At 72.2% G+C, this 22,782-nt stretch carries 19 protein-coding genes; 8 read left to right on the forward strand and 11 right to left on the reverse strand.

All coding sequences use genetic code 11. The annotated features are described in order from the left end of the window. Positions 1–173 precede the first annotated feature (173 nt). Positions 174–602 (reverse strand): hypothetical protein, encoded by a 429-nt coding sequence (locus ACH4ZA_RS24270; RefSeq protein WP_398431574.1) that lies wholly within the window; start codon positions 600–602, stop codon positions 174–176. Positions 603–968: 366 nt separating this feature from the next. Between ACH4ZA_RS24270 and ACH4ZA_RS24275 the strand changes: the two genes are divergently transcribed. The 3 genes from ACH4ZA_RS24275 to ACH4ZA_RS24285 are packed head-to-tail and all read left to right on the forward strand — an operon-like array spanning position 969 to position 4,114. After that, positions 969–1,340, forward strand: coding sequence for a DUF4333 domain-containing protein (locus tag ACH4ZA_RS24275; RefSeq protein ID WP_398431575.1), 372 nt, complete (start codon positions 969–971; stop codon positions 1,338–1,340). 19 nt (positions 1,341–1,359) lie between these two features. Further along, entirely contained in the window at positions 1,360–2,079 is a 720-nt protein-coding gene (locus ACH4ZA_RS24280; RefSeq protein ID WP_398431576.1) for an ABC transporter ATP-binding protein, read from the forward strand. A gap of 19 nt (positions 2,080–2,098) precedes the next feature. Then, on the forward strand, positions 2,099–4,114 hold the full coding sequence (locus tag ACH4ZA_RS24285) for an FtsX-like permease family protein (protein ID WP_398431577.1): 2,016 nt from the start codon (positions 2,099–2,101) through the stop codon (positions 4,112–4,114). A 204-nt stretch (positions 4,115–4,318) separates the two neighbouring features. Here the strand turns inward: ACH4ZA_RS24285 and ACH4ZA_RS24290 are convergent, their stop codons facing one another. The 10 genes from ACH4ZA_RS24290 to ACH4ZA_RS24335 all read right to left on the reverse strand — a co-directional run bounded on the left by ACH4ZA_RS24290 (position 4,319) and on the right by ACH4ZA_RS24335 (position 16,809). Next, on the reverse strand, positions 4,319–4,882 hold the full coding sequence (locus ACH4ZA_RS24290) for a snapalysin family zinc-dependent metalloprotease (protein ID WP_398431578.1): 564 nt from the start codon (positions 4,880–4,882) through the stop codon (positions 4,319–4,321). 132 nt (positions 4,883–5,014) lie between these two features. Then, a complete protein-coding gene (locus ACH4ZA_RS24295) occupies positions 5,015–5,368 on the reverse strand; it encodes a hypothetical protein (protein WP_398431579.1) in 354 nt (117 codons plus the stop codon). 128 nt (positions 5,369–5,496) lie between these two features. Next, positions 5,497–6,156: a DUF5825 family protein gene (locus ACH4ZA_RS24300; protein ID WP_398431580.1), complete on the reverse strand. Its 660-nt coding sequence runs from the start codon at positions 6,154–6,156 to the stop codon at positions 5,497–5,499. Between the two features lie 92 nt (positions 6,157–6,248). Continuing rightward, a complete protein-coding gene (locus ACH4ZA_RS24305) occupies positions 6,249–8,201 on the reverse strand; it encodes a RiPP maturation radical SAM C-methyltransferase (protein ID WP_398431582.1) in 1,953 nt (650 codons plus the stop codon). Positions 8,202–8,293: 92 nt separating this feature from the next. Further along, entirely contained in the window at positions 8,294–8,416 is a 123-nt protein-coding gene (locus ACH4ZA_RS24310; RefSeq protein ID WP_266720057.1) for a hypothetical protein, read from the reverse strand. Positions 8,417–8,492: 76 nt separating this feature from the next. Then, the gene (locus ACH4ZA_RS24315) at positions 8,493–10,343 is read right to left on the reverse strand and encodes an alpha/beta fold hydrolase (protein ID WP_398431583.1); all 1,851 of its coding nucleotides are present in this window, start codon (positions 10,341–10,343) and stop codon (positions 8,493–8,495) included. Continuing rightward, positions 10,336–11,802, reverse strand: coding sequence for an MFS transporter (locus ACH4ZA_RS24320; RefSeq protein WP_398431584.1), 1,467 nt, complete (start codon positions 11,800–11,802; stop codon positions 10,336–10,338). Before ACH4ZA_RS24320 ends, ACH4ZA_RS24315 begins: the two co-directional genes overlap by 8 nt. A gap of 544 nt (positions 11,803–12,346) precedes the next feature. Further along, positions 12,347–14,275: an SMI1/KNR4 family protein gene (locus ACH4ZA_RS24325; protein ID WP_398431585.1), complete on the reverse strand. Its 1,929-nt coding sequence runs from the start codon at positions 14,273–14,275 to the stop codon at positions 12,347–12,349. A gap of 84 nt (positions 14,276–14,359) precedes the next feature. Next, on the reverse strand, positions 14,360–15,466 hold the full coding sequence (locus ACH4ZA_RS24330) for a S8 family peptidase (RefSeq protein WP_398431586.1): 1,107 nt from the start codon (positions 15,464–15,466) through the stop codon (positions 14,360–14,362). Positions 15,467–15,570: 104 nt separating this feature from the next. Beyond that, positions 15,571–16,809 carry a glycoside hydrolase family 30 beta sandwich domain-containing protein gene (locus ACH4ZA_RS24335; RefSeq protein WP_398431588.1) on the reverse strand — a complete coding sequence of 413 codons (1,239 nt, stop codon included), beginning with the start codon at positions 16,807–16,809 and terminating at the stop codon, positions 15,571–15,573. 909 nt (positions 16,810–17,718) lie between these two features. Here ACH4ZA_RS24335 and ACH4ZA_RS24340 point away from each other — a divergent pair. The 5 genes from ACH4ZA_RS24340 (at position 17,719) to ACH4ZA_RS24360 (ending at position 22,681) form a co-directional block, all read left to right on the forward strand. Beyond that, on the forward strand, positions 17,719–18,852 hold the full coding sequence (locus ACH4ZA_RS24340; protein WP_398431589.1) for a sugar ABC transporter substrate-binding protein: 1,134 nt from the start codon (positions 17,719–17,721) through the stop codon (positions 18,850–18,852). 330 nt (positions 18,853–19,182) lie between these two features. Continuing rightward, positions 19,183–19,482 carry an N-acetyltransferase gene (locus ACH4ZA_RS24345; RefSeq protein WP_398431590.1) on the forward strand — a complete coding sequence of 100 codons (300 nt, stop codon included), beginning with the start codon at positions 19,183–19,185 and terminating at the stop codon, positions 19,480–19,482. Positions 19,483–19,622: 140 nt separating this feature from the next. After that, entirely contained in the window at positions 19,623–20,540 is a 918-nt protein-coding gene (locus ACH4ZA_RS24350; RefSeq protein WP_398431591.1) for a hypothetical protein, read from the forward strand. Positions 20,541–20,757: 217 nt separating this feature from the next. Further along, complete coding sequence (locus ACH4ZA_RS24355; RefSeq protein ID WP_398431592.1) at positions 20,758–20,994, forward strand: DUF5302 domain-containing protein; 237 nt, start codon at positions 20,758–20,760, stop codon at positions 20,992–20,994. 472 nt (positions 20,995–21,466) lie between these two features. Continuing rightward, positions 21,467–22,681 (forward strand): MFS transporter, encoded by a 1,215-nt coding sequence (locus ACH4ZA_RS24360; RefSeq protein ID WP_398431593.1) that lies wholly within the window; start codon positions 21,467–21,469, stop codon positions 22,679–22,681. Positions 22,682–22,782: the final 101 nt, after the last annotated feature.

A 22,782-nucleotide genomic window follows, 5' to 3' on the forward strand; every position in this document is an offset into this window, starting at 1 on the left:
TCCACAATGAGTTGGCATTGCGTGCACCCCGCCGTCGCGACCGCGGGCCGGCGGCCTGGACGGGGTGCCGGCCATGGCAGATGTCGGGCCTCCACCTGGGAGACCCGACATCTGCCCGTCGCCGTCCGGCGGTCCACCGAAGCGTGTGCCGTCCGACGAGGTGAAACCCGCACCTACAGGACGGCCGTCGCCACGTTGTCGGCGTACCTGAACCCGTCGTTGTCGAAGTAGAAGACGGTGGCCTCGACCTTGTCGCCCTTGTCGAAGTGCGAGCCCGCGGCCGGGCGCAGGTTCACCGACGCGACATGGTCCTTGTAGTCGCAGACCAGCTGGTCCTTCTTGATGGTGCCCGCAGCGATGGACTGGTCGTGGGAGCTGTGGTTGAGCGTCTTCGCGTTGGCCACGAGTTCATGGTCCATGCCGACGTCGCAGGAGTAGGTGACCTTCACCTGCAGCCCCGGGCTGCGCAGCGACACCTTCTCGATGGACAGCAGGTTGGCCTTGGCTGCCGCGGCGGGTGCGGTCGCCAGAGCGCCGGCACCGATCAGAAGAACGGTGGCTGCGGTTCCGGCTACGCGTCGACGCAGACGGGATGACGTCATCTCGGTATGTCCTTCCCCCTTGCGCGGTCACCCTTGGTCGTGATGCGGAGATTTCTCCAACTAGGCGGGCAACCACGGCAGTTGACTGATTCGGCCTGAATGTTACGGGGCTCGGCAGCGGTCTCGGAACCGAATCGCCGCACACTGCCTCGTGAGGAACACCGCACCCCGGCGGATGAACCGATCCCGGTCCGACGGCATCAGCGGACGGGCTGTCCCGGTAGGGAGCTCCGGCGGCGGGATCGGCCGAACGGTCGAGGCCCGGGCGGGCCCGCAGCGCGATCCTGACCGTTCGGCCGAGGTGGGGGTCCGGGGCCGCGGGCGAGGGTGGAGCCACATCCTCACCACGGACATCAGGAGTACGCCATGCAGCGCAGCACCTCTCTCATCGGCATAGTCGGCGGCGCGACCGCCGTCGTGGCGCTGGGCGGAATCGGCACCTGTCTGCTCTCCGGCACCGAGTCGACCACCGGCCTGGACGCCTACACCACCGTGTCGGTGGACGGCCATCGGGCGCTCGCGGCGTCCATCGTCGCGGGCCGCACCGAGAGCAAGTACCACCCGCTGCCCTGGGTCGGCGACAAGCTCTCCGGCGTCACCTGCCCGACGGGGCTCAAGGCCGTCGCCGGAGCCACCATCACCTGCACCGGCAAGAAGGGCGACGGCCGGACGGTCGAGATCCCCGTGCGAGTGACCAAGGCCGGCGCCAAGAGCGTCACCTGGGCCTTCGAGCGCTGAGAAGGAGACACGACACACCATGAGCACGGTATTGGCCGGACACGGCCTCGTGAAGAAGTACGGCTCCACCACCGCCCTGGACGGCGTGGACGTCGAGGTCGGCGAGCGCGACTCACTCGCGATCATGGGCCCCTCCGGGTCGGGCAAGTCGACCCTCCTGCACACCCTCGCCGGCATCATCCGTCCCGACGCCGGGCAGGTGCTGCTGCGCGGCGAGCGAAGCGAGGCCGGTCCCGCGGCCTCGGGCCTGCAGCGGATCGACGACCTCGGCGAGAACCGGCTCAGCGCACTGCGCCGCAAGCGCTTCGGGTTCGTCTTCCAGTTCGGCCAGCTGCTGCCCGAACTGCCTGCCGAGGAGAACGTCGCGCTGCCGCTGATGCTGGAGGGCGTGCCCCGCAGGGAGGCCGTCGCCCGCGCCCGCACCTGGTTCGTGCCGCTCGGCCTGGCGGGCCTGGAGCGCCGCCGCCCCGGCCAGCTCTCCGGAGGGCAGGCGCAGCGCGTCGCCATCGCCCGCGCGCTGGTCGTCGAGCCGGACGTGGTCTTCGCCGACGAGCCGACCGGCGCCCTGGACCAGCACACCAGCACGGAGGTGATCCAGCTGCTGACGTTCGCGACCCGGGAGACCGGCGCCGCCCTGGTCATGGTCACCCACGACGCGGACGTCGCCGCCCATTGCGGGCGGATCCTCCAGGTCCGCGACGGCCGTGTCAGCGGCCACACCCAGTACACCGTCGTCTGATCCCGCAGGAGTGACTCCCGTGCGTTCTCCCGTCCTGTCCCTGACCTGGCGCCTCGCCAGGTCCTCCGGCCGCCGCGGCCTCCAGTCCCAGCTGCTCGCGGCCGGCGCCGCCGCCGTCGGCTCGTTCGTCCTGCTGGTGATGGTCGCCGCCGCACTCGGCGCGGGCGCTCGCGCGGACCACACGACGTGGCGCACTCCCGTCGCGGCATCGGCGCAGCGCGCGACGGCCGTGCAGGTCACGACCGTCACGTACGCCCGCGGTGAACCCGTCACCGTCGTGAACCTCGCCCAGCTCGCCGGCCGTCATCCGACCCCCGCGCCCCCCGGCCTGACCGCCTTCCCGAGGCCGGGCCAGGTGTACGTGTCACCCGCCCTCGCGGTGATGCTGCACGACCTTCCCGGCGGCCGGCTCGCCGACCGGTTCCCGGAGGCGGGGTCCTACGGGACGGTCGACCCGGCCGGCCTCGCCTCGCCCGACGAACTGGTTGCGGTGGTCGGCCGAGCGCCGTCCGACCCGGCGGTCGCCGTGACGGCCGGCGCGCAGAACTACTACGACGACGGGCTGACCGAGCGGGCACTGGTCTCCGGCTTCGACGGGGCGAGGGCGAGCCTGTTCACCGGCAGCGACCGGGGGGCCGTCCTGCTGGGCGTGGTGCTTCTGATCATGCCGGTCGTCGTGCTGGCCGCGGCCGCCGGACGACTCGGCGCGGCCCGGCGTGAACAGCGCCTCGCCGCGCTGCGGTTGGCCGGGGCGACCCCCTGGCAGATCCTCGCCATGACCGCCGTCGAGGCGGCGGCCGTCGGCGCGGCCGGCGCCCTGACCGGGGCGCTCGCCCATATCGCGCTGCTGCCCGCGCTCGCCGAACTGCCGTACGGCGTCGGCGGCTGGTACACCGGGCAGTTGTGGGTGGGACTGCCCTGGCTGGCGGCGGTGGTGGCGGCTGTCACCGTGCTGATCACCCTGAGCGCGGTGACGATGCTCCGCCAGGTGGCCACCTCCCCCCTGGGCGTCGCCCAGCAGGCGAACCCGCGCCGCACCCGCGCGATCCGCCTGGTGTTCTTCGTCGCGGTGCTCGCCTACATCTGGACGACCACGGCCGACGGCGGCCAGCTGAAGACCCGGCAGCTGATCGCCCTGCTGGTGCTCTTCTACGGCGCGTTCTGGTTGTTCGGCCCGTGGGTGGTCGACCGGCTGGGGCGGATCGCGGGTCGCTGGGCCGAGCGCCCGGCCACGCTGCTCGCCGCGCGCCGGCTCAGCGACGACCCGCGCGGGGCGTGGCGCACCGTGAGCGGTCTGGTGCTCGCCGGCTTCGTGGCCGGGTTCTTCTCGATCAGCGCCCTCGGCCTCGACGGCGCGAACCACGAGGGACAGGTCGGGGTGATCACCGCGAACGCCGCAGACGCGCGGCACGCCGCCGTCGAAGCCCGCACGCTCCTGAAGAGGGCGGGCGTCACCGCGACCGTCACCGTGACGGACGAGGACGACTACGACGGTCTGCTCGGCGGCGTGGACGGCGTGATCGCCCGGGTCTCCGGCAGCCGGGAGAGCGTGGACACGGCCGTCACCGCGCTGACGCCCCTCGGGTCGGGCAGGTACCCGATCACGCAGGAGTACGTGTCCGCGCCGGACGACGTCATCAGCGCCCGCGTCGCCACCGCCAGTACCGCGACCCTCGTGCTGGGCTTCCTCGTCGCCGCCGCCTCCGCCGGGCTGACGGCCGCGGCGAACGTCCTGGACCGGCGTCGGGTGTACGGCCTGCTGCGACTGGCCGGCACCCCGCTGAAGGTGCTGGACCGGGCCCGGATCCACGAGACCGTCATCCCGTTGGTCGTGCTGGCCGGCGGCACCACCGCCATGGGCGCCTTCGGCGCCGCACAGGTCAACAAGCTGGCCGGCACCACCATGAACACCGCCGGCGCCGTGCAGCTGGTGATCTGCCTGGCCGTAGGGGCGCTGGCCGTGCTCGCGGCGATCGCCGGAAGCAGGCCGCTGCTGCGCAGGGTGACGCAGGGCCCGGCGCAGACGGCGGACTGACGCCGTGCCGACGGCCGGACCGCCCCCTGGGCACGGGACCGGAGCGCCGCTGCGCCTGCCGGTCCGGCCCGGGGGCGGTCCTGTCGTCGTCCGCGAGGCGTCAAAGTCGTGCGGCTCGCGAACGTCACCCTGTCCCGTCGCCCACCGCCCACCGCCCACCGCCGGGCGCCTGCGGCGCGCGGTATGCCGGACAGGTCGGGCGGGTCAGTCCACGATCACCTCGCCGTGCGCCGCCGGAGCCCGGCCGAGGAGGGCGCCGCCGAAGTTCCGCTCGACCTCCGCCTTCTCCGCGGCGTTCGGGTACCGGTTCGTGCACGCCGTGCCCGCGCTGGAACCGGACATCAGGCTCGAGCACGGACCGGGCTTGCGATCCGGCAGGCCCAGGATGTGCCCGAGTTCGTGCGCGGAGATGCGGACCGTGTCGTAGCCCTGGTCCACGGCCTGACGCCCGATGTAGACGGTGCCGCTGCCCAGGGTGGCGGGCAGGGCACGCGGCCAGCCGTTGTCCGCGAGGACGCGGATGTTCGCCCGTTGCCCGGCGGCGGCGGGCCGGAGTTCCACGGCGTCGACGCTCTCGTTCCAGATGGCCGCGCCCCGGTCGACGGCGCTGCGGAACTCCGCGGAGCCGCCGGCGTCGTAGGTCAGGACACGGGCGGCGGCCGCCGGGGCGCTCGCTGCGCGGGGGGCGGCCGAGGCGTGGGCGCCGGTCAGCGCCAGAGACATCAGACAGGCAGCGGCCAGGCCGCCGGTGAGCGTACGGACGTGCATGATCGACCTCCTCGTGGGGGAAGGGCAGTCGTGCTCATGACATTCACGAGTCCACTGCCCAACCGGAGGCCGGACGAATCCGTCGATGTGAGGCGCGCGCCCGAACATGCCGGGGAGGAGGGCGTCAGAGGACTACGCGCGGTGGACGGTGACGCCGCCGACGAGACCCCACGCGTCGATGCGCACCGTGGGGCCGCCCGGCTCACTCGGTCCGTCGTCCCTGACACCGCCCAGCCGGAGCCCGCGGACCTCCACCTGCACGTCGGGGCGGACCTTGAGGCTGACGCCGCCGATCAGGCTCAGTTTGGTGATGCGCAGCTCGGAGCTGTCGGGGATCTCGACGTCCGTGAGGTCGATGTCCGCGCCGCCGATGAGCGAGGCGGTGACGGTCCGTTCGTGCAGCGTGGCTCCCGCCAGGCGGTGACCGCCGATCAGGCTGACCTTGACGTCCGTCTTCTGCGGGCTCTCCCCGTTGTTCTTCGTCATGTGAAGTACCGTACTGACGAGGCCGGTTGATGTGTCAGTGCCCGCCGTCCGGTGTTGGGCATGACAGGTGTCATGTCGTCAGCGGCCCGGCGCCCGGCTGAGGCGACGGTGTCGGGGGCTCGCGCGGCTCACACGGCCATGGCCTCCTGGAGCCAGCGCGAGACCCGGTAGGGAAGCCACCAGGCGAGCTCGCCGACGCGCAGCACGAGGTGCTCGTCCGTGAACTCGCGCAGGACGTCGGCGTCCACGTCCGCGTGGTGCACGCCCGGGCCGAGGAGCGCGATGGCCTCCCGGTAGCGGGGTTCGTCGGCGGTGAAGCGGCGCAGATCCCCCCAACGGCGGTCCCGGATCTGGACGAATCCCGGCCCCTGGCGCCAGACGAGTTTGCACAGGTAGTGCCGGGTCCGCCAGGCGTGCAGTGCCTCGTGCGCGTCTTCGAGGCCGGTGATCGTGCGCGGCGGCTGCAGGTGGGAGAGGACCTTCCACTGGTGAGCGGACTCCCGTGGCGGAAGGCGAAGGTCCCAGTCGACGGAGACGGCGCGCGCGGTGAGGTCGCGGACCAGGCACAGCCGGTCGACGGCCCGGCGATGGGCCGCCGGATCGCCGGTGGACAGGTCGACGTCCGTGTCGAGTTCGGCGTGGCGCACGCCCAGGTCCCAGAGCCGGTCGACCTCGTGGGTCTGCGCGGTCACCGGGAGTGATCCCAGCGACATGCCCGGCAAACCGCGGGCCTGCGGGTCCAGGTCGCGCCAGGCGCGTATCGCGAAGTCCGGTGCGGTGGCTGTCATGCGTGGTCCTTCGTCCGGTTCGGGTACAGGGCGGCGGGCGTCAGCGGTGGGCGTCCGGAGAACGGGGCCGGGGCTCAGTGCGGGGCGGGAGCTCAGGACGGGACGGGCGCGGGCCGCGTTTCGGCACCGGTCTCGGCCGTGGTCTCGGCCCGGGTGTGGGCGTGGCGCATGTAGTCCAGGCGCAGCAGGTCCTGGTTCACGGCGGCGGGGGCGATGTGCACGTACTGGCCCGCGTCGGTGAACACCACACCGTGTGCGACCCACTCCTTGAGCAGGGCCTCCACGTCCGTCGACGTGCCCGGCGCGCCGTCGGCGAGGCCGGCGGCCGAGGTCAGCTTGCGGTGCAGCGCCGTGACGGTGTGCGGCTGGTCCAGGAGCCGGAAGGCGGCGGTCTCGAACGGATCGGTGAGCTGCATCGTCCGCCAGGGGAACGACGGCCGCCTGCTGACCAGCAGGATCCGGTCGCCCAGGTCGGTGTGGGTGAGGCGGGCGTCGGCATGGTGCTTCTTCCAGGCGGCGATGGCGTCGTTGAGGAGGGTGACCGTCGGCTCGCCGATGCCGCGCTCCGGGGCCTGGAAGACGTACGCGAGGTCGTGCAGTTCCGCCTCGGGCAGGTCGTAGGTGAACAGGTAGTGCTCCTCGGGCCGCAGTCCGGTGAAGCCCAGTTCCGGGCGCTTGAAATACGGGCTGAAGCGTTCGATGGCGATACGGGCGGAGAGGTCGACCGGCGGGTTGAGGTGTTCCAGGGCGGGGAGCTGACGGATCACGGGTTCGTAGTCGTCCGCGGTCTCTCCGGGAAAACCGTGCAGGTAGTTCCACGACACGGACAGTCCGGTCTCGGCCGCGTCGCGCAGCATGCGGACGTTCTGGCAGCCGCTGACGCCCTTGTCCATGAGGTCGAGGACGCGACTGTTGAGGCTTTCGATGCCCGGCTGGACGTAGATGAGGCCGGCGTCCGCCAGCACCTGCAGCTGGGGGCGCCGCATGTTGGCCTTGATCTCGATGTGCATGCGCAGGTCGTAGCCGCTGTCGACGATGCGGGGCAGGACGGTGGACAGGTAGCGCATGTCCAGGATGTTGTCGACCACGTACATGTCGAGCACCCGGTGGCGCTCCGCCAGGTCCATGATCTCCCGGTAGAAGGTGTCGGGGCTCTTGCTGCGGAACTCCATGAAGGAGCCGTTGAGGCCGCAGAAGGTGCAGTGGTGCTTCTCTCCCCACCAGCAACCGCGCGCGCCCTCCACGACCAGCTTCGGCTCCACCCAGTTGCGCGCCACGGACGCGGCGAGACGCTCGAAGTAGCCGCTGTAGTCGGGCGGCAGGATGGCCGCGGGCGGCAGCGGTCCGGTCGGCATCGGGTTGGCCTGGTGCCCGTTGTCCTGCGTGCGGTGGCACAGCCCCGGGACGTCGGCGGCGGCCGACGGGTCGCCGTCGCGCAGCGCGGTCAGCAGCCGGGGGAAGGCGTCCTCGCCCTCGCCGCGGACCACGTAGTCCACGAAGGGGAAGTTGCGGTGGACCGCGGCACCCTGCTCGGCGTCGCAGTTGGCCCCACCCATGACGGTCACGACGTGCGGGGCGAGACGTTTGATCTGCCGGGCCGCCGCCAGCGCCGCGGTGTTCTGCTGGAAAGTGGAGGTGAACCCGACCACGTCGGGCTGCAGATCCACCACACGGCGGGCCACGTCCGCGACGAACTCGGGTACGAGACGGTGCAGTTCACGGGTCATGCGCATCCGGGAGCGGCGCAGCTTCGACGTCATCACGTCGGTGAACTCGGACTCCCTCCACGTCGGGTTGTCGTAGAGCGCCGAGGAGAACACCCAGTCACCGCAGCCGAGGAAGTAGGAGGACAGGGCGTAGTACTCGTAGTCCTCGGCGGTGAACTCGGTGCGGCTGGTGATCCAGTCGGTGAACTCCAGATTGGCGTGCAGCACCTCGCACGTAGCGTCCGCGACCTTTTCGTCGACGCTTCGTTTCAGGATGCCGAGTGCCAGTGAGGGCAGGTCGATCGGGGACCAGGGCATGTTGACGAGAAGAACGCGCACGGTGGGCTCCTTGCGCACGGGCGGCCGACGGGAGAGGAGGAACGGGGGGAGCCCGGCCGGCCCTTGTCGCGTCGGGCCGGCCGGGCCGTGGGTCACTCCTCGTCGTCGCTCTCGGCGGCGTTGCGGAACGGGATGGTGATGGTGATGCCGATGCCCGGCTTGCGGTTCTCCTCGTCGCCCGCGAGCGGGTCGTTGTGGATGATGTCCTTCTGCATGGTCGTCCTCCTTCTCGGGTTCATGACGTGTGCTTCGGGCGGGTGGTGCTGTGCAAGCCCGGTCCCGTCGCGTCGGTCAGCGGCGGGACCGGGGTCCACCCGGCTGCGCCGGGGGACGTGAGGGGGCGCGGGGCGCCGGTGCGGGCAGGTGCGTGCGCAGGAACGTCAGGGCACGGCGCAGGACGGCGACGTGCGTCGCCCCGTCGTAGCCGTCGTGACCGGTGTCGAGCCACATCTGCTCGTGGGCCACTCCCGCGGCGGTCAGGGCGTCGAGGTAGCTGCGGATCTGTTCGGGCGGGCACTTGACGTCCCTGTCCGCGCCGACCACGAGCAGGGGCGCCGTGACCTGCGGAGCGTACGTGAGCGGGGAGCTGTGGGCGTAACGGTCCGGCACCTGCTGCGGAGTGCCGCCGAACCAGCGCACGTCGAGAGCGCGCAGCGCGGGTGTGGTCGACCGGTGGGCGGTCACCCAGTCGGCGACGGGCTTCACCGCGACGCCGGCCTGCCACAGCCCCGGGCGGGTGCCGAGGGCGAGCAGCACCAGGTACGCCCCCCAGGAGACCCCCCACAGGGCCGTGGCCCGGTCGTCGGCGAGCCCGCGACGGACGAGGTCGGCCCGGACGGCGGCCAGGTCGTCGACCTGTGGGTGACCGACGCCGGCTGCGAGGGCCCGCCGCCAGCGGGGGCCGTATCCGGTGGAACCGCGGTAGTTGACCCGCGCGACGGCGTAGCCGGAGGCGACCAGGGAGTGCACGGTGGCGTCGTACGCGTCCCTGTCGTGGTCGGCGGGCCCGCCGTGCACCAGGAACACCGCAGGCGGCGGCACGGGGTCGACGTCGTCGCTCGCGGCGGAGTGCGGGTGGCCGTCGGCGGACGAGGGGCCGCCGGGGTGCGGCAGGCTGAGCAGGGTGTGGACCGGGCCGTGCGGGGTCGGCGTCCACAGCTCGGTGTGCCGTCCCGGCACGCGGGGCAGCAGACCGGGCGTCGGCAGCGCGGCGCCGTCGGTGGCGCGCGGCACGGGCGGATGGGCGGTGTCCGTCCACAGGTAGTGCAGTGCCCCGGCCGCGCGCGGGGCCGCGTCGAGCAGGGTGCCCGGGGGAGTGGGGACGATGCGGCGGGTACGGCCGTGCAGGGACACCCGGTGCAGCAGCGAGCGCCCGTGGCGCTCCTGACGTACCAGCACGTCGTCGGCGTCGGGGTACCAGTGGGCGGTGATCTCCGTGTCGAAGTCGCACCAGGAGTGGGTGACCAGGCCGCGGTGCGGTGTCCACGTGGCCAGCTGGTAGCCGTCCTCCACCTCGTGCACCAGCAGCAGTTCGGACCGGCCGGGCCGCGGCGAGAAGCCGCGGCACCAGAATCTTCCCGCGGGGCTGCCCGTCTCCGGCAGCTCGGCGACGACCCGGCCCGTCGAGGAGACCACGGTGACGCTCGCGTCGCCGTCGGAGACGATCGCGAGGGCCACCAGGTCGCCCTCCGGCGTGACGCCGCCCAGCCGGCCCTCCCCGGCGACGCCGAGGACGTCGCGCGGAGCCCGGCCGCGCCGGCCCAGCAGGAGCCGCGTCCCTCCGTTGCGCGGCGCGATCGCCGCGGCGACCGTCCCGTCGGCCGTGACCGCCAGTCCGCGGGGGAGGCCTGCCGGGGCTCCCGGCAGGCCGGGCAGCCGGCAGCCACCGTCGAACGGCTGGAACCACCAGTGCCCTCGGCCCTCGGCGTCCTCGTCGAACCACCACACGTACGCGTCGGAGTCGACGGCGCAGTGCACCGTGCCCCCGGGCCGGTCGGTGACCTGCCGGGTGCGTCGGGTGGCCGCGTCCCAGGTGAAGACCTCGCACCGGCCGTCGGCGTCGGCCGTCAGCACCATGCGCCGGGCGTCGCGGGGGCACACGTGGGGCAGAGCGCTGAGGTAGACCCGGAAGGCGTCACCCACGGCCGTCTCCCGCCTTCGCGGTGTCGTGGGCGCCGGCCGACGCGGCCGCGCGCAGCACGGCGGGCGCCTTCCGCTGCGTGTGCACGGCGAGCGCGGCGAACAGAGCGGTGCACAGCAGCGGCGGCGTGCGGAGGCTCCCGGCGGTGACGAGGACGCCGGCGATCGCCGGTGCGCCCGCCGCCGCCAGCGCGGAAAGCGAGCCGAGCACACTCGCGGTGCGCGACTGGAGGGCCAGGGGTGTGCACGCGACGGCGGCGCTGGACAGGACCACGGTGATCAGCGGCACGAGGAAGGACAGCCCGGCGAACGCGGCCCCCCAGCCGACCGCGCCCTGCGCCCACACCAGCGAGCCGCAGGGCAGGGGCAACAGCCAGGCCGTCAGGGCGAGCAGGCGGGCCGCGCCGAGCCGTCGCACCAGCGGGGCGGCGACCAGCGAACCCAGCAGGCCGGCGGCTCCGGCCGCGGCGAGGACCAGCCCTGTGGCGGTGCTGCGCGCGTCGCCGCCCAGCTGGAACAGCGCCGTGTAGAACAGCAGCGTCAGAGCGCCCCCTGCCGTCGACGTCCAGACCAGGGCGAGGCGCAGCACCGGCGATGCGGCCACCGTCACGACACCGGCCTTCGCGGCGTCCAGCCGGTCTGTCCAGGGTGCACGCCGGCCGGCACGGGCGCCGGCGTCGGAGGCAGTACCGGTGCCCGACGGCGGGTGCGGGGCCGGGGCGGGCGTGTCGAGCGGAGTGCGCATGGCTCGTACGCCCAGCGCCGCCGCCGCGTAGGTGAGGGAGTCGGCCAGGAACGGCACGGGCCGGGCGAGCTGGAAGAGGGCGCCGCCGAGCGCCGGACCCGCGATCAGCGCCACCTGGTCGCCCACCTGCATGCCGGCTGCCGCCCGCGGCAGTTCCTCGACGGTGGCCAGGCGGACGAGGGCTCCCCGCGACGCCGCCTCGTAGGCGACGGCGCACAACCGCTCCGCCAGGGCCAGCGACACCACCACCCACAACGCGGGGCGGCCCAGACAGACCAGGCCCAGTGTCCCCGTCGCGAGCGCGGCGAGCGCCGCCGACCACGTCATCAGGCGTCTGCGCCGCCCCCGGTCCGCAGGTATCGCGATCAGCGGACCGAGGACGACCCCGGTGAGCGCGGCGGCCCCGGCGAGCGAGCCCGCGGCGCCGGGGCTGTGGCCGAGTTCCAGGAGCAGCAGCGGAAGGACCAGCCCGGAGGCCTGGCTGCCCAGCCCGTCGACCGCGTTGACCCACCACAGGATCCTGAGGTCGCGGTGCGCCCGGGCGGGCGGATCGACCGGCGGATCGGCCGGAGGGCCGTGCTCTGTCGTTTCGCTTGGCCGCTCGGCGGTGGGTGAGTGCTCGTCCTGCGCTGGTACGGGCCCCCGGGGAGGCCGGCGGATCGGTGACGCGTCGACGTTCCCCACCCCCTCGTACGCCCTGGACGCCGCGTCATGCACCGCGACATCCGGGGGTGAAAGTGTGTGAGTTGTGAAAGTGAGCGGGAGCCTAACCATTGCTCAGCGTCAGCGACAAGTGCCGCACAGTGCGCAGTCGCCGTCCTGCACGGCGACAAATGGCCGACGACCGACTGTTCACGAACAGGCGCCCGTGCAGGCCCTCGGTGCGGTACGACGGGGAGGGCGCCTCGCCGGGGTGAGGGATTCCGCTTCACATCCGCATATCGACGGCGGCGCCCTCCCGACGGCGCGTCACGCCGCCTTCGCCGGACGGGACGTGTCCATGGCACGGCACGTGTCCGTGTTCCCCGGATCCCACGCCCCGGACCGGCCGACGGCACCGGGCGGGCAACGGTTGCGCAGCCGAACGAGGACGCCCGCCGGCATCGCCGACGAGGCGCGGGACACTGCGCCGAGGGGCTGCCGGGGACCGCGACGCGATCTTCCGCTAGGGCGGCGCGTGTGCGAGGTATTGGCCGACATCCGCTGTGCGTGCCCGCTCACGGCCGCCCCGCGCGTGCCCGCCCTCTCGCCTGGTCCGGGCTCAGGGCCGGTGCTGGTGCCGGTGCCGCACGAAACTGAGGGAGGCGTACGGCTCACCCTCTTGAGGCGCGCGGGTCCAGGACCTGGTGGTGAAGGTGTGAAGTCTGCCCCGTGTCAGCGCGAAGCGGGGCAGTGACAGACCGAGTTCGAGGTGCAGGGCCTCCAACACACGCAACTCGTTGCCCAGTTCACCGGCCTCCGGACGGAACAGCACTTCGGGATCCAGGCGCTCGGGTATCTCGCCGGAGCGCTGGATCTCCGTCCCGCGCACGGTGAACGCGTACAGCTCCCGGCCCCGCTCCGCGACCGAGAGGTGGAACGCGGCATGATGTCGCGGGGACGAGACCCTCGGCTCGCGCCACACCACGGCCGCCCGGCCCGACACGGAGGCGGCCGCAGCGGGCGACGTGAACCGGTTGTCCAGACGGCGACCGGAGTGGCCGTCGAAGGCGAAGGCCCAGCCCTGCGCGGTGCGCCCGACGGCGACCACGGCACGGTCCTCCCCGTGTCCCGCACGTGCCGCGCCGTCCTGCACGCTCGGCCTGAACGCCCGCCAGATCAACTCGCGCGCGGTGGTGGGCGTGCCCAGTTCGGCGCCCTCCTGCCCTATCAGGGCGGGCAGCGCGGCAGGGTCGGCGCCCTCGACCCAGACACAGCGGTATCCCTCGAGCGGCTGCCCGTTGATCGCGGGCTCCGTCAGCCAGGTGAGGCCCGGCGGGTCGACCTCGGGGGCCGGGTCGGGTGCCGGCTCTCGGACGTGGTCCGCCTGCCCCGCCCGCGGTGTGGCGAGGATCTCCCGTCCTCGTTCGGGCGTGACCAGGGGGCCGAGGAACGGATCGGCGAGGAGCCCGATCGGGGCGATCAGCGCCGGTCCCGGTGCCTCCCACTGTGCGAGCGCGGCCCGCAGCGTCCGCCACGCCGCGTCGGTCGCGCCCCAACGGGCCTCCTCCCGAGCCTCGGCGACGGCCCGGCCCCACTGCCCGGGCGGCGCGTAACGGTGGACACCGTCCCGCAGCGCGCTCAGCACGGTCTCGGCGGTGGTCCGGTCCACTCCGCGGGCCGCCATCATCCCGAGCCAGTGGTCGTCCCCGCCCAGCCGCCATTCGCCGCGCGCCGGCGTCATGGCCTCCACCGGCAGGATCTCCGCGAGATAGCGCGGGTCGGCCGAGAGGAAGCCGTAGTCCGGGGCACTGCCCGGGGTCGTCAGGTGCTGAAGCTGGTGGAGCAGGTGGCGGCTGTGCGGCCGTCCGAAGGAAGCCGCCTCCTCGAGGAGGAGCCGGGCCTCCTCGTGGCGTCCGCGCAGTGCCAGCCGGCGGGCCTCCTCCACCCGCGCGTCCTGGGTGCGCGTGGTCGTGTTGACGAAGTCGGCCCTGCCCGCCCGGCTGCCGTGGAAGCCGCGGTACATGGCCTCCATGTACGCGCGGAACGACGGGTAGCGCTCGGGCGGCTCCCCGCTCCACCCCTTGTGCACGTAGAGCGCCCACTCACCGTCCTGGTCGACGTCGCCCGGGTCGAGCAGGGCGCTGGACATGTCCGAGTCCGTCTCCAGGCGCAGCGCCCGCTGCCACATACCGGCCCGAAGGACGTCTTCCGCGCGGGGGTCGTCGTCCAGCGCCTCCTCGTACAGCGGGGTCAGGTCGTGCGGATCCTGGAACCAGCCGATGTCCGCGATGCCGCCGAGCACGTAGACGCCGGCCGTCTGGTCCACGCGCCAGCCGTCGCTGACGGACAGGAAGGCCCGGTACGACGGCGGCAGCCGCCGCCCCAGCCGCTCCTCGGCCGCGCTGATCGCCGCCTCGTCCGCCCCGGGTCTGCCCAGGGGGACGCCGCGCCCGCTGTCCTCGTCGTGGTCCTCGTCCGCCTCTTCCGGGACCCACTCCTCCTGCCAACGTCCGAGGAAGTCGTGCCAGTTGAAAGACTCACCGCTCATGCCCCGATGGTGCCACCCGGCACTGACAACAAGGCAGAAGGGCAGGAAGGCGGACAGACAGGCGGGCGGGCAGGGGCGGGACGGTCAGATGCCGCCCGTGTTGAGCAGCCGGTTGGGAGTGTCGGAGCGGACTCCGTGCAGGACGCCACGGGTGGCCGTGTGGTCCAGCCACACGTGGACCTGCTGTGCCGTGGCGTGCGGGTGCGCCGAGAGGTACAGGGCGATCACACCGGTCGCATGCGGTGCGGCCCAGGACGTCGCGCCGCCGTCCTCCGTCGCCGTGCCGCCGCCGGCGAGGGCGGCGGTCACCTTCTGCCCGGGTGCGTACAGGTCCACGCACCGTCCGTAGCCCGACCCGTAGGAACCGCTGTCGTTCCACGTGCGGTCGCTGGGAGTGGAGGCCGCGACGACGATCGTGCCGGGGACGCCGGCGGGGGAGTGCTTGCAGGCGTCGTCGTGGTAGTTGCCCGCCGACACCACCGTCGGGATGCCCGCGTCGACCATCTGCTTCACCGCGGTCTCCAGGGCCGCCGACCGGTGGTCCAGGTTGAGCGACATGTTCACCACGGCGGGCTTCTGCGCGTGCGCGGTGACCCACTTGACCGACTTCACCAGCGCCGCCTCGGCCGCCGCGGGGGAGCTGCCGCCGCCCTCGCTCTCGCACACGATGCCCTGGACCCGCACGAGATCCGCCTTGGGAGCCACCCCGTACTTCGTCCCGCCGATGACGCCCGCGACGAACGTGCCGTGGCCGACCCCGTCTTCGCCGAAACAGTCGCCGGAGTCCTTCGGCCCCACGAAGTCGGCGCCGAGGCGGGCGCGTCCCCCGAACTCCTTGTGGGTGATGTCCATTCCGGTGTCGATCACGTACACGTGGACGCCCTTGCCCGTGGCGGTGGTGGTGAGCTTCCCGTTCAGCGGCCGGGACCGCTGGTCGAGGATGTCCAGGTTCCACGGAACGTGCCGGCTCAGGGACGACGCCGTCTGCGCGTTCGCGGACAGCTTCTGCACCGTGGCGGGGGAGGCCGGCGTCGCACCGGACCGCGCCCCGTCCCCGGAGGGCGCCGCGGACTGCCCCTTGCCCTGGGCGGGATGCGCTCCGCCGCTCCCGGACGTCGGGCCCGCCCCGCCGCAGGCCGAAGCCCCGAGCATCGTCGCCGCGGCGATCGCCACGAGACCGGTCCTCTTCATGTTCCGTGCCACAGCGTCCCCCAGATCCCAGCCCTGTACGCAGTCGGCGCAGAAGACGACCACGGGCAGCGCGCGGTTCCCGGCGGGGCGCCGGCCCGGCTGCGCTATCCGGTGACCAGGGTCGTCACGCTCTGAGCGGGGAGCTGGGCCGTGAAGGCGCCGTTCGACACGGTGATTCTGCTCTGGGACGCGAGGTTCCGGCTCGTGTCGGTCAACCAGGACGACACGCCGGACGAGCCGTTGTTCCGCAGGGTGAACTGCTGACTCACCTGCGAGGAGCCCTTGTTGACGGCGACGACGACCACACGGTTGCCGCTGCCTTTGTAGGCGGAGACGTAGACGTTCGGCTGGGGATCGGGGGTCACGGCGATTCGTACGTGCCCCGGGCGGACGAACTTGGCGAAGTGCGCCATGCCGGCGCCGCGCTTGCTCATCCGCCCGTCCTCCCGCATGGGCCCGTAGCCGCGCCGGATGTACCACCACACATAGGCCTGGAACTCTGCGTCCACCATCGCGCGGTGGATGTGCTCCGCGACATTGAGGGCCTGGGGCCACAGATCGCCAGAGTCGCTGCTGTTGGGGTAGTACACCTCGGTCATCCAGAGGTCCTTGCCCCCGCCCTTCTGCTTGAACAGGGGGTAGGGGAAGTTCGCGAACGAGGTGCCGTAGAGGTGTGCCCCGAGGATGTCCAGGTTGGCGAGTGCCGCCGCGTCGTTGAGTATGGGGTCGGAGAAACTCTTCACGTACTGGAAGGACTCCGGGGCGATCACCCTGGTGCTGATGGATCCGGCGTTCTCCCGCAGGAACCTGGTCATCTCGCTCGGAGTCCACCACGTCCAGTCCTGGGCGTAGTCGGGCTCGTTCTGCACGGAGATGGCGTACAGGTTCACTCCGTTGTTCTTCATGAACGCCACGAAGTCGTTGAGGTGTTGCGCGTAGGCCCCGTACATGGAGTAGCGGAGGCGCTTCGCGTTGGTCTGCTGGCCCCGCACGAACGTCTCGACCATGTTCGCCGGGGGGTTCCACGGCGACGCGAACACGGTCGCCCCGAGTTCGGAGGCGCGCCTGGCCGTCGCGACTTCACGGTTCCAGTTCGCCCGGTCCTCGGCCACGGGGATTCTCAGCATGGAGAAACCGAGCTGACCTTCGCCGGTGCCGAAGGCCGTGTCCCTCTGGGCGGCTGTCAGATCGCCGATCCAGAGCGAGTGGTTCATGCCGCCGAATCCGCGGACCGTCTGCCGCGTCGCCGACGGGTCGACGGTCACCGGAGTCGCTGCCGCGGACGGCGTGCGCGACGCCCCGGCGGCCGGTGTCGCGCCGACGAGAACGGGCAGGGCGCTCATCGTCGCCAGAACGGCGCGGCGGCTCGGTAATTCCGGCCCGGTGCTGCCGGATGCGCGGTGCTGTGACGTCATGGTTCCTCCTGGACTCGGCGCGGATGTGCCTTCTCGTCCCCGTCCGGGTGACGTTGCTCGATCTCGGTGCGCTGTGGTGCCACGGCATGGTGACGGCGTGTCGAAAATTTCGAAGCCGCGAGTCGATCGAGGGTCTGCACGAAGAGTGCACGTGGCAGGCCTTCACATGACCCACTGACACGCAGGCGGAAGCAGATCCCGACCGGTGTGGGAGCGCTCCCTCCAGCGAATGTTTCGGAAGGTCGATCGATCGTGCAGCGGTGTAGAGGACCGTAGGTGCACCCTCCTGCATCGTCAAGCCTCAAGGAGCCGCTGCCGCGCGACCGGGAGGGAATCGCCGTCAGCCTGACGTCGATTGCGACACGGGCGCTGTCACCGCGCTGCTCGATACCGGCCGGGCGGCGCGGACCGACCGGCGGGCGGCGTCTCCCGTGTCGCCCGAGGGGTGACCGCCGCGTCGTGTCCGCCGGCGACGCTCGGCACGAGGACGATGTCGCCCTCGATGTGCCGCGAACGCAGCGGGGCGATCTCCTGAGGGTCGGCCGAGCCCCACCGCGACCTATGACGTCCAAACGGTCACGACGTCCGGTCATGTGGTGATGTGGGCGACGATGTTCGGGTCCGGTGACCAGTTGGTGAAGGTCGCGTTCATGGCCGTGGTTGCGGGCCCGCAACGCCGCCTCGACGTGTTCCCGGGCCGCTAGAGTGCCCGCACCGACGCCACAGTTCCGGACTGCGCCGGCCGCCCCACGACGCCGGTGCGCCCCTCCGGGCCTGGCCAGCGCGGCGTCCGCACGGGGACCCTTCCCCGCCCCCCTCGCCCGGAAGGCGCACGCCGTGACCAGCCGCACCACCCGCACCTCCGCTCCCGCACGTCGTCTCGCCATAGCCGTCGTCGCCTGCGTCTCTCCGCTCTCCCTGGCCGCCTGCGGTCTCGTCGACTCCGTCGGCGACGACGCGAAGGCCCCGTCCAGGAACGACGACATCACGGTCGGTCTGCTCCTGCCCGACACCGAGACCAGCCGCTTCGAGAAGTTCGACTACCCGCTCATCAAGAAGGACGTCGCCGCCCTCACCGACGGCAAGGGCACGGTGAAGTACGCCAACGCCGGAGCGGACGCGGACGTGCAGCTGAAGCAGCTCAAGGAAATGATCACCGCCAAGGTGGACGTGATCCTCGTGGACGCGGTGGACGCCCAGGGCATCAAGAGCGGCGTCGAGAAGGCCGAGGAGGCCGGCATCCCCGTCATCGCCTACGACCGGCTCGCCCAGGGACCGATCGACGCCTATGTCTCGCACGACAACGAACTCGTCGGCGAGGTGCAGGGTCGTTCGCTGCGGGAGGCGCTCGGCGACAAGGCGGCCACCAGCAAGATCATCATGATGAACGGCTCGCCGGAGGACCCCAACACCGCTCTGTTCAAGGAGGGGGCGCTCAACGAGCTCAAGGGCAACGTCGTCATCGCCGAGACCTACTCCACCTCGCGATGGCTGCCCGGCGTGGCGAAGGCCAACATGAAGAAGGCGATCCGAGCCGTCGGGCTGAACGGCATCGCCGCCGTCTATTCGGCGAACGACGGCATGGCGGGAGCCGTCATCGACGCGATGAAGGAGGCGGGCGCCACCAAGCTCCCGCCGGTGACCGGGCAGGACGCGGACCTGGCCGCCGTGCAACGGATCATCTCGGGCGAGCAGTACATGACCGTGTACAAGCCGTTCCTGCTGGAGGCGGAGCAGGCCGCGAAGATGGCGGTGGCCAAAGTGCAGGGGCGCTCACTCGAGTTCGACGCCCTCACCCGCGACAAGGTCGACAGCCCGACGCAGAAGGGGATCCCGGCGAGCCTGGTGCCGGTGGTCGCCGTCACGAAGGACAACATCGAGGACACGGTCGTCCGGGACGGCGTCTACACCGTCAAGGAGATCTGCACCGCCGAGTACAGGGCGGACTGTGCCGCCATCGGCCTGAAGTAGCCTCCACGGCACGTCCCGTGAGGCGGCCGTGCAGCACGTCGCCGCATCGTAGGAGGGCGGGTCGTCTCCCGGCCGCCCCGCACACGGTCCGAGTGCGGGGCGGAGCCGGTACGGCGGGTGTGTGGTGGATCGGGTGTCATGGGACCGGTGGTGTGGGGCACCCGCCTCGGCATGCAGGGACCTGAGACCTACGCCATGAGCGGCTCGCACGGCAGTCCTGCGCACGGGGCGCGGTCCTCGTCGCAGCGCGTCGGGGGGAGGCATCGACGCCCCGGCAGACGGGAGGGCCGGTGGCGCCGCAGGATTCTGGCCTATCGCGATGTGCGGCTGATGCCCGCCGTCTCGCCTCGAGGGCCGGACGAGGAGTGTCTGCTGCTGGTGCACGTGCGCAAGGTGGTCGGCCAGGTGACGTACCGGGTGTGCAGCGAGTGCGCGGACGGCGTGATCACCGAGGTCGTGCTCGACGAACCGTTCCGTACGTGCGGGCTGGGTACGAGGGCGCTGTCGCATCTGCGCGCCAGGTACCCGGGACTGACATGGCGCACCACACTCGACACCCGCCTCACGCGTGACCTCGTGCACCGGCTGCGCATTCCCAGGGCGGGCGCGGCGGGCGGCGGTCTCCCCTGAGCGGGCGCTGCCGTGGGGCCGGTCGGGGCGTGGCCTGTGCGGCGTTCCCGGGCCGGGGGGCGCCAGCGGATACGCTCACGCTGTGTGAGGGGGCTGCTGGGGAAGGAGGGCGCGGGCCGGTGCTCCGTCGTGAGCGTCTCTTGAGGACGCTGACCTTCTGTCTCCGACCCGCCTTCGCCCTGCGCGTGATCGGCCGGTTCCAGGCGGTCATCGGGTTCGACCGTTCGATGGCGCTGGCGTCGAGCGCGTTCACCGCGCTGATCCCGCTCACGGTCCTGGCCGGGGTGGTGGTGGGCGGCATGGTCCAGGTCGACGCGGCGCAGCGGATCATCACCCGATACGACCTGGACGGGGCCGGGGCGGAGGCCGTGACGTCCCTGTTCTCGCCCGCGCAGGAGGAGAGCGCCGGCACCGGCGTGCTCGGCGTGCTGTTCCTGACGCTTTCCGTGCTGAGTTTCGCGCGCGCGGCGCAGCGTCTGGTGGAGCAGACCTGGGAGCTCTCGCCGCTCAGCGTGCGCAACTCACGCAACGGCCTGTGGTGGATCCTCTCCCTCGGCTGCTATGCCCTGGTCAGCGGATGGCTCTCTGCTGGGCTCGGCGGCTGGGCAGGGGGTCTTCCGGCGGCGTTGTGCGAGGCGGCGGTGAGCGCGGTGTTCCTGGTGTGGAGCGGCCGGCTGCTGTCGGCGAAACGGGTCCCGGGCGTCGAGCTGATCCCGTTCGGGATCACCGGGGCGGCCCTGATCGGCGTGTACTCGTGGGCGGCTCCCCTCTACCTGCCGCGTCTGTTCAACTCCTACGCCGACCGCTACGGAGTGGTCGGCGCCGTCTTCGCCATGCTCTCGGCCCTGTTCGCCGCCATGTTCGTCATCGTGGTCTCGGCGGTGCTGGGGCGCGAGATCAGCGAGGAGCTCGCGCGTCTGCGCCAGGGGATGCGCCCCTCCGAGCACGAGGTCCGCAGGCAGTGGGAAGAGGTGCTGGAACAGGCGCGTTCACGCTGGCGCACGGCACGCGGGGACGCTGCCCGTCGCCGTCGAAGGCGCGGCTCGACGGGACGGTGAGAGGGGCGGACACGGCCGGGAGGACCTGCCCGTCACCCTCGGCCGACGACCCGAAGGGCGTCGGCGCCCTGGCGCGAGACGGCCGGGAAGCGGGATTCCGGCCGGTGTTGCCCGCGCGGTGAGTGCCCGGCAGCCGCGGACGGCGCGGACGTGCGGCCTCGAGCCCTGCTCCGCATGACAAGCTGTCCTTTCCACTGCCCGGTCCCAGGAGGTCACCATGGCTGGAGAGTCTTCATCGCCCGAAAGCACGGAGCCGGTCGACAGCGACCAGGACGCCCTCGCGCCCGACGGCGGCCAGGACGACTTGAAGCGCAAGTTCCGAGAAGCCCTGGCACGCAAGCGGGGGATGCAGGCTGACGCCGCCGACGTCGCTGCGAACACCGACACGTCCAAGATCCACGGAGCGCACGGTCCGGCCGCCAGCCAGCGGTCGTTCCGCCGCAAGAGCGGCTGAGTTCCGGAGGTCGCTGCGGAAGCGGCTCCTTGGAGTGCGTCGTCCCCACCGCCCTGGGGGGTGGGCGTGGGGACGACGGAGCTCGGCGGCCGGGGGGAGGGCCTTGTTCCGAGCTGAGACGCGCATGCTCGCGATCGAAGGATGTACACCTGGAAGTTCGCGGTTGTGTCATAGATCACACCGTGCGGGTGCGTGCTCGGCGCGCGGAGCGAGGCCGGACGCCCCTTTCCGAGACCGGGAGGACGCGGCGACGGGCCACGACCTGGCCGGGGTGTGACAGGTGCCATACCCCCGGACGGGCCGATCTTGGAATGCATGCCCTCCCGTCGTCGCTGCACTCGTTGAAGCCCCCTCTGCGCGGGGGAGCCGGGCGATGGCGGCCGGCCCTGGACGGCCACGACCGCAGTACGGCTGAGTCGTGCGTCTGCTCCGTCGTTTCCGGACCCGCCCCGGTGAAAGGTCTCCTCGTTCCATGCCCCTGGCTCTGCTGGCTCTCGCCCTTGTCGCGTTCGGCATCGGCACCACCGAATTCGCCACCATGGGGCTGCTGCCCCAGATCGCCGACGGCATCGGCGTGTCCGTGCCGCAGGCCGGCAACGTCGTCTCGGCCTACGCGCTGGGCGTCGTCGTCGGCGCCCCCGTACTGACGGGCCTCGGCGCGCGCGTCTCCCACAAGCGCCTCCTACTCCTGCTGTCCGGGCTGTTCGTGGTCGGCAATGTGGCCTCCGCACTGGCTCCCGACTTCGGCCTGCTCTTCGCGGCGCGATTCCTGGCGGGTCTGCCGCACGGAGCGCTGTTCGGCGTGGGCGCTGTCGTGGCCTCCCGCCTGGTCGCCCCCGACCGGGCCGGGCGGGCTGTCTCCAGGATGTTCCTCGGGCTCACCGTCGCGAACATCGTCGGGGTTCCGGCCGGCACGGCGCTCGGCCAACAGCTGGGCTGGCGCTACGCCTACTGCGCGGTCGCCGTCATCGGCCTCGTCGCCCTCGCCGCGCTGGCCGCCTTCGTCCCCCACCAGCCGCGCGGCCACCAGGCCGGCATCCGGCACGAGCTGCGGGCGATGGGGAACCGGCAGGTCGTCCTCGGTCTGGTCACCGCGGTCGTGGGATTCGGCGGCTTCTTCGCCGTCTACAGCTATCTGGTGCCGATGCTGACCCACCTGACGGGCTTCACCGACGCCTCGACGACCTGGGTTCTCGCGCTGTACGGCCTCGGTATGACGCTGGGCACGCTGGTCGCGGGCCCGCTGACGGACCGCGCGCTGCGCCCGACGTTGTACGGAGGGTTCGCCCTGCTCGGCGCGACGCTCCTGACGTTCTACCTCACGGTCCACAGTGCCGTTCCCGCGCTGTTGACGCTCGTCGTCATGGGCGCGATGGGTGCCCTCGTCACGACGCCCCTGCAGATGCTGCTCATGGCCAAGGCGAAGAACGCCCCGACGATGGCGGCGGCGTCCAACCACTCGGCTTTCAACCTCGCCAACGCGGGGGGCGCCTGGCTCGGCGGTCTGGTCATCTCGGCCGGCTGGGGCTGGGCTTCGCCCGCGCTGGTCGGCGCCGCTCTCGCCGCCGCCGGCCTGGGGCTCGCCGTTCTCGGGGGCGTCATGGACCGTGGGGCCGGGGCCTCGGAACTGGTCGCCTCGTCGGGGGCCGAAGCCGAGGCCGGGGCCGGACACGTCCCGACGGTCTGACGAAGACCGGCGGCGCCGGCGCCCACCTCACCACGAGAGCGTCAGCCGGCGGCACCCGCCTCGGTTTCCTTTCGAATGATCCCGTGCGACGTTCCGGCCGG

The sequence above is a fragment of the Streptomyces sp. NPDC020597 genome (assembly GCF_044335095.1).
GTDB lineage: Bacteria > Actinomycetota > Actinomycetes > Streptomycetales > Streptomycetaceae > Streptomyces.

What these genes read in the sequence shown, in the direction of transcription:
- ACH4ZA_RS24330 (WP_398431586.1), bottom strand. Translation starts at nt 15,466, where the DNA reads ATGAAGAGGACCGGTCTCGTGGCGATCGCCGCGGCGACGATGCTCGGG.
- ACH4ZA_RS24270 (WP_398431574.1), bottom strand. Translation starts at nt 602, where the DNA reads ATGACGTCATCCCGTCTGCGTCGACGCGTAGCCGGAACCGCAGCCACC.
- ACH4ZA_RS24355 (WP_398431592.1), top strand. Translation starts at nt 20,758, where the DNA reads ATGGCTGGAGAGTCTTCATCGCCCGAAAGCACGGAGCCGGTCGACAGC.
- ACH4ZA_RS24325 (WP_398431585.1), bottom strand. Translation starts at nt 14,275, where the DNA reads ATGAGCGGTGAGTCTTTCAACTGGCACGACTTCCTCGGACGTTGGCAG.
- ACH4ZA_RS24280 (WP_398431576.1), top strand. Translation starts at nt 1,360, where the DNA reads ATGAGCACGGTATTGGCCGGACACGGCCTCGTGAAGAAGTACGGCTCC.
- ACH4ZA_RS24290 (WP_398431578.1), bottom strand. Translation starts at nt 4,882, where the DNA reads ATGCACGTCCGTACGCTCACCGGCGGCCTGGCCGCTGCCTGTCTGATG.
- ACH4ZA_RS24295 (WP_398431579.1), bottom strand. Translation starts at nt 5,368, where the DNA reads ATGACGAAGAACAACGGGGAGAGCCCGCAGAAGACGGACGTCAAGGTC.
- ACH4ZA_RS24335 (WP_398431588.1), bottom strand. Translation starts at nt 16,809, where the DNA reads ATGAGCGCCCTGCCCGTTCTCGTCGGCGCGACACCGGCCGCCGGGGCG.
- ACH4ZA_RS24310 (WP_266720057.1), bottom strand. Translation starts at nt 8,416, where the DNA reads ATGCAGAAGGACATCATCCACAACGACCCGCTCGCGGGCGACGAGGAG.
- ACH4ZA_RS24345 (WP_398431590.1), top strand. Translation starts at nt 19,183, where the DNA reads ATGCCCGCCGTCTCGCCTCGAGGGCCGGACGAGGAGTGTCTGCTGCTG.
- ACH4ZA_RS24360 (WP_398431593.1), top strand. Translation starts at nt 21,467, where the DNA reads ATGCCCCTGGCTCTGCTGGCTCTCGCCCTTGTCGCGTTCGGCATCGGC.
- ACH4ZA_RS24275 (WP_398431575.1), top strand. Translation starts at nt 969, where the DNA reads ATGCAGCGCAGCACCTCTCTCATCGGCATAGTCGGCGGCGCGACCGCC.
- ACH4ZA_RS24300 (WP_398431580.1), bottom strand. Translation starts at nt 6,156, where the DNA reads ATGACAGCCACCGCACCGGACTTCGCGATACGCGCCTGGCGCGACCTG.